This is a genomic window from Streptomyces flavofungini, from assembly GCF_041028215.1.
GTDB classification, from domain to species: Bacteria; Actinomycetota; Actinomycetes; order Streptomycetales; family Streptomycetaceae; genus Streptomyces; species Streptomyces flavofungini_B.
In genome coordinates this window covers 1-4,474 of sequence record NZ_JASKYR010000639.1, presented here as the reverse complement: position 1 = coordinate 4,474, position 4,474 = coordinate 1, and the positions used below count along the sequence as shown (strand labels likewise).

At 72.8% G+C, this 4,474-nt stretch carries 2 protein-coding genes; one reads left to right on the top strand and one right to left on the bottom strand.

Translation table 11 applies throughout. The features are described 5' to 3' along the window. Positions 1–241: 241 nt before the first annotated feature. On the bottom strand, positions 242–3,217 hold the full coding sequence (locus AB8Z36_RS31540; protein ID WP_369216809.1) for an AfsR/SARP family transcriptional regulator: 2,976 nt from the start codon (positions 3,215–3,217) through the stop codon (positions 242–244). A gap of 339 nt (positions 3,218–3,556) precedes the next feature. Here AB8Z36_RS31540 and AB8Z36_RS31535 point away from each other — a divergent pair. Next, a partial coding sequence (locus AB8Z36_RS31535) for an amidohydrolase family protein (protein ID WP_369216810.1) occupies positions 3,557–4,474 on the top strand: 918 nt, incomplete at its 3' end.

The window sequence follows — 4,474 nt, the reverse complement described above, 5'->3', positions numbered from 1 at the left end:
GCCCATGGTGATGATGTCCTGGTTGTTCTTGGCGTCGCTCATGGTGAACCCCCGTGGGATCGACTTTCGCTGGGGCGAACGCTCGCTCGGCAACTCCCCCGAGGGTCGCCGAGCGGGCGTTCCGGGCCGCTCACTCTATGCGCGGGGCCCAGTGCGACCCGTCTGCCCCCCGACGCGACGGATCGTGTCCTCAGAGTGGCAGCCGCCCATAAACGTTCGATGAACGCCCCGGGCGGTCCCGTCAGGCGGCGGCGACGGGGTGCAGGAGCTTGCGGACCTCGTCCGCTTCCGGGGCCTTCGCCCGCTCGTGCAGGGTGAGCGCCTCCCGCCAGCACGCCCGCGCGCGGTCGAGCTGGCCGAGGACGTCCAGGGACCTGCCCAGGAGCGTCAGGATGTTGGCGCGCATCCAGTCGCCGCCGATGAACCCCGTGGTCAGCGCCTGCTCGGCGTGCTGCGCGGCCTGGGCGGGGCGCCCGGCGGTCAGGTGGACCTGGGCGATGCGGTAGTGGGTCGTACCCTCCCACAGGCGCTGCCGGTTCTCCGCGAACATCTTCAGGGCCTGGGCGAGCTGGTCCATGGCCTCCGGGTGGCGGCCGGTGTGGCTGAGGGCGATGCCGAGGGCGTACCGGGCGTTGGCGAGACGGAAGGTGAGGCCGAGGTCGTCGTAGATCGCGATGCCCTGGCCCACGAGATCGATCGCCGTCGCGGTGCGGCCCACGGCGACGAGGACGCGCGAGAGGTTGCACAGCGCGCTGGCCTCACCCGGCCGGTTGCCGTCCGCCCGGAAGGCGTCGATCGCCTTGAGGAGGTAGACCTCGCTCACCTCGGGGCGGTTCAGGCAGTTCGCCGCGATCCCCAGCTCGTTGGGCGCGTTGCTGCTGCTCCACGGGTCGGCGGCCAGCTCGTCCAGGGAGGTGGCCCGCTCGGCCTCCAGCCGCGCCGCCTCGAAGCGGCCCGCGTTGTTGTGCACCTGGGCCAGCGTGATCCGCGCCCGGCCCTCCGCGTGGGCGTCGCCCAGGGCCGCCGCCGCGTCCCGCGCGGCCGAGGCGGCCAGTTCGTAGCGGAGCGAGCTCGCCCCCGACTCCGCCAGGTCCTTGGAGGCGAGGAGCAGGTCCACGGCCCGGCGCAGCGTCCCCGTGCCGAGGGACTGCTGGACGCAGGCCAGGATGCAGGCCGCCTCGGAGTGGAGCCAGTCCAGGGCCTTGGTGTCGTCGCTGAAGTCCTGGCCCGCGTGTTCCGTGGGCGCCAGATGGTCGACCGTGCGGTCGCCGGGGCGCTCTATCGCGTAGACCCGGGACGCCGAGGCCAGGTAGAAGTCCAGGAGGCGGGAGAGGGCCGCGTCCCGCTCGCTCGGGGGCTGTTCGTCGCGTTCGGCGCAGGCGCGGGCGTAGAGGCGTACGAGGTCGTGGTAGCGGTAGCGGCCGGGCGCAGCGGATTCGATCAGGGAGGTGTCCACCAGGGCCTCCAGGAGATCCTCCGCGTCCTCCTGCGGCAGGTCCAGGATGGCCGCGGCCGCCGCGAGCGACAGGTCGGGGCCGTCCGCGAGACCGAGGAGGCGGAAGGCACGGGCCTGGGCCGGTTCGAGCTGGCCGTAGCCGAGCTCGAAGGTGGCCTTGACCGCCAGATCGCCCGCCTGGAGCTCGTCGAGGCGCCGCCGCTCGTCCGCCAGCTTCGCCGCGAGCGTCGAGACGGTCCAGGTGCGGCGGGCCGCAAGCCGGGAGGCCGCGATACGGATCGCGAGCGGCAGGAAGCCGCAGGCCGCGACGGTGTCGAGGGCGGCCTTGCGCTCGGAGGTGACGCGCTCCTCGCCGACGATGCGGGTGAACAGGAGCAGGGCCTCCTCGGGGGACATCACGTCCAGGTCGACGAGGTGCGCGCCCGCGAGGTCGACCATGCGGACCCGGCTGGTCACCAGGGCCGCGCAGCCCTCCATGCCGGGCAGCAGGGGACGTACCTGGGCGGCGTCGCGGGCGTTGTCGAGGAGGACGAGGACCCGCCTGCCGTCGAGGACGGACCGGTACAGGGCCGCCCGCTCCGCCAGCGAGTCGGGGACCGCCGAGTCGGGCGTGCCGAGGGCGCGGAGGAAGGCGCCGAGGACCGTCTCCGGTTCCGCGGCACGGGCGCCCGCGCCCTGGAGGTCCACGTAGAGCTGTCCGTCGGGGAAGTGGGTGCGGGCCACGTGCGCGACGTGCACCGCGAGCGTCGTCTTGCCCACGCCGCCGATGCCCGCGAGGGCGGAGACCGCCATCACCCGCCCCTCGGCGGAGGACAGGATGTCGCTGAGCTCGTTGACGAAGGAGGCGCGTCCGGTGAAGTCGGGGACGGTCGCGGGGAGCTGGGCGGGGCGCACCACGGCGGCGGCCGGTTCCGAGGCGGACGCGGACGGCTCGGCCAGGGCCGGGTCGGCCTGGAGGATGCGCTGCTGGAGCTCCTTGAGGCCGGGCCTCGGGTCCACCCCGAGTTCGTCGGCGAGCAGGCGGCGCGTGTCCGCGTAGACGGCGAGGGCCTCGGCCTGGCGTCCGCTGCGGTAGAGGGCGAGCATCAGCAGTTCGCGCAGCCGCTCGCGCAGCGGGTGGGCGGCCGTCAGGGCGGTCAGCTCGGAGACGGCCTCCGCGTGGCAGCCCTGTTCGAGATCCATGTCGAGCCGCGTCTCGATCAGTTGCAGACGCCACTCCGCGAGACGGGTGCGCTGGGTGTCGGCGTACGGCCCCGGCACCCCGGCCAGGGGCTCGCCGTGCCACAGGGCGAGCGCCTTGTTGACCAGCGTCCTCGCCTGGCACAGGTCACCCGTGCTGCGGGCCTTCTCCGCCGTGGCCCAGAGGTCCTCGGCCGCCGTGAGGTCGAGAGCGCCGTCGGCGACCTGGACCGCGTACCCGCCGGATTCGCTGATGAGAACGCCGGGGGGCAGCACCTTGCGCAGCCGGGAGGCGTACGTACGTACCGCCGCCAGTGCCTGCGAGGGCGACTCCTCGCCCCAGAGGGCGTCGATCAGCTCCGAGGCCGTGGCCGTGCGGCCCTCGCGCAGCAGGAGGGCCGCGAGGAGCGCCCGCTGCTGCGGAGAACCGGTCGGGAGCTGTTCCTCGCCGTGCCACGCGCGCACCGGTCCGAGCACGCTGAAGCGTGACGCCGGGACCTCGGGGTGCCCCTCGGCCCGCTCCTCGGGGGCGTTCCCCGAGGCCGGACGCCACTGCTCCGGTACTCGCGGTACATCGACCATCGCTCCCCCTGCCGCCCTGCCGTTCCCAGTCCTGCCGGTCGCGGGCTGCCCGTCCCGCGGTCTTGCCGTTCGTCGGTCGTCCGGGCCGTGCCAAGGCGGCGCGCCGGGCGCGCCTCAGCCGTACCCCGGATTCTGCACCCGCCAGTTTGCCTTGTTCATGGCGGATGCGTCAGCCGTGGGAGACGGCTCTCACAGGGTCCTCGCACGGTGTTCTCGGCGGGACGCCGCGTATGCGCCGGTTCCGGTACCGGTTCCGGCGGCCGTACGGGGTGGCCGCGGGGTCCGGTCGCAGTAGCTGACGGAGCGTCAGATCGGCGCTACCTTGGGGTTATGGAGACCATGGAGAGCCCGGAGGCCTTCCCGAGGATCATCTCGGTGGACGACCACACCGTCGAACCCCCGAACGTCTGGCGCGACCGCCTCCCGTCGAAATATCAGGACCGAGGCCCCCGCATAGTCCGCGCGCCGCTGAAGGAGATGTCCTTCCTCGGCGGCAAGTTCGCCCCGGTCATGGGGGAGAAAGGGGACGAAGGCCCCATCGGGGACTGGTGGGTCTACGAGGACCTGCACCGCCCGCTCACCCGCCTCGACACGGCCGTCGGCTACGCCAGGGACGAGATCAAGCTGGAGGTCATCACCTACGAGCAGATGCGGCCGGGGTCGTTCAGCGTGCCGGACCGGCTCGCCGACATGGACGTCAACCACGTCCAGTCCGCCCTCTGCTTCCCCACCTTCCCGCGCTTCTGCGGGCAGACCTTCACCGAGGCCAAGGACCGTGAACTGGGGCTGCTGAGCGTACGCGCGTACAACGACTGGATGGTGGAGGAGTGGTGCGGCCCGGCGGCCGGGGGCCGCCTGATCCCCCTCACCCTGATCCCCCTCTGGGACGCCGAGCTGGCCGCGGCCGAGGTGCGGCGCAATGCCGCGCGCGGGGTGCGGGCGGTCGCCTTCTCCGAGATTCCGCCGCATCTCGGGCTGCCGTCCATCCACGCCGACGCGTGGGACCCCTTCCTCGCGGCGTGCGACGAGACGGGGACGGTCATCGCGATGCACATCGGCTCGTCCAGCAGGATGCCGTCGACGTCGCCGGACGCGCCGCCCGCCGTCGGCTCCACGATCACCTTCGCGAACTGCTGCTTCTCGATGGTGGACTGGCTGATGAGCGGCAAGTTCGAGCGCTTCCCGGGGCTCAGGATCATGTACGCCGAGGGGCAGATCGGGTGGATCCCCTACATCCTGGAGCGGGCGGATGTGGTG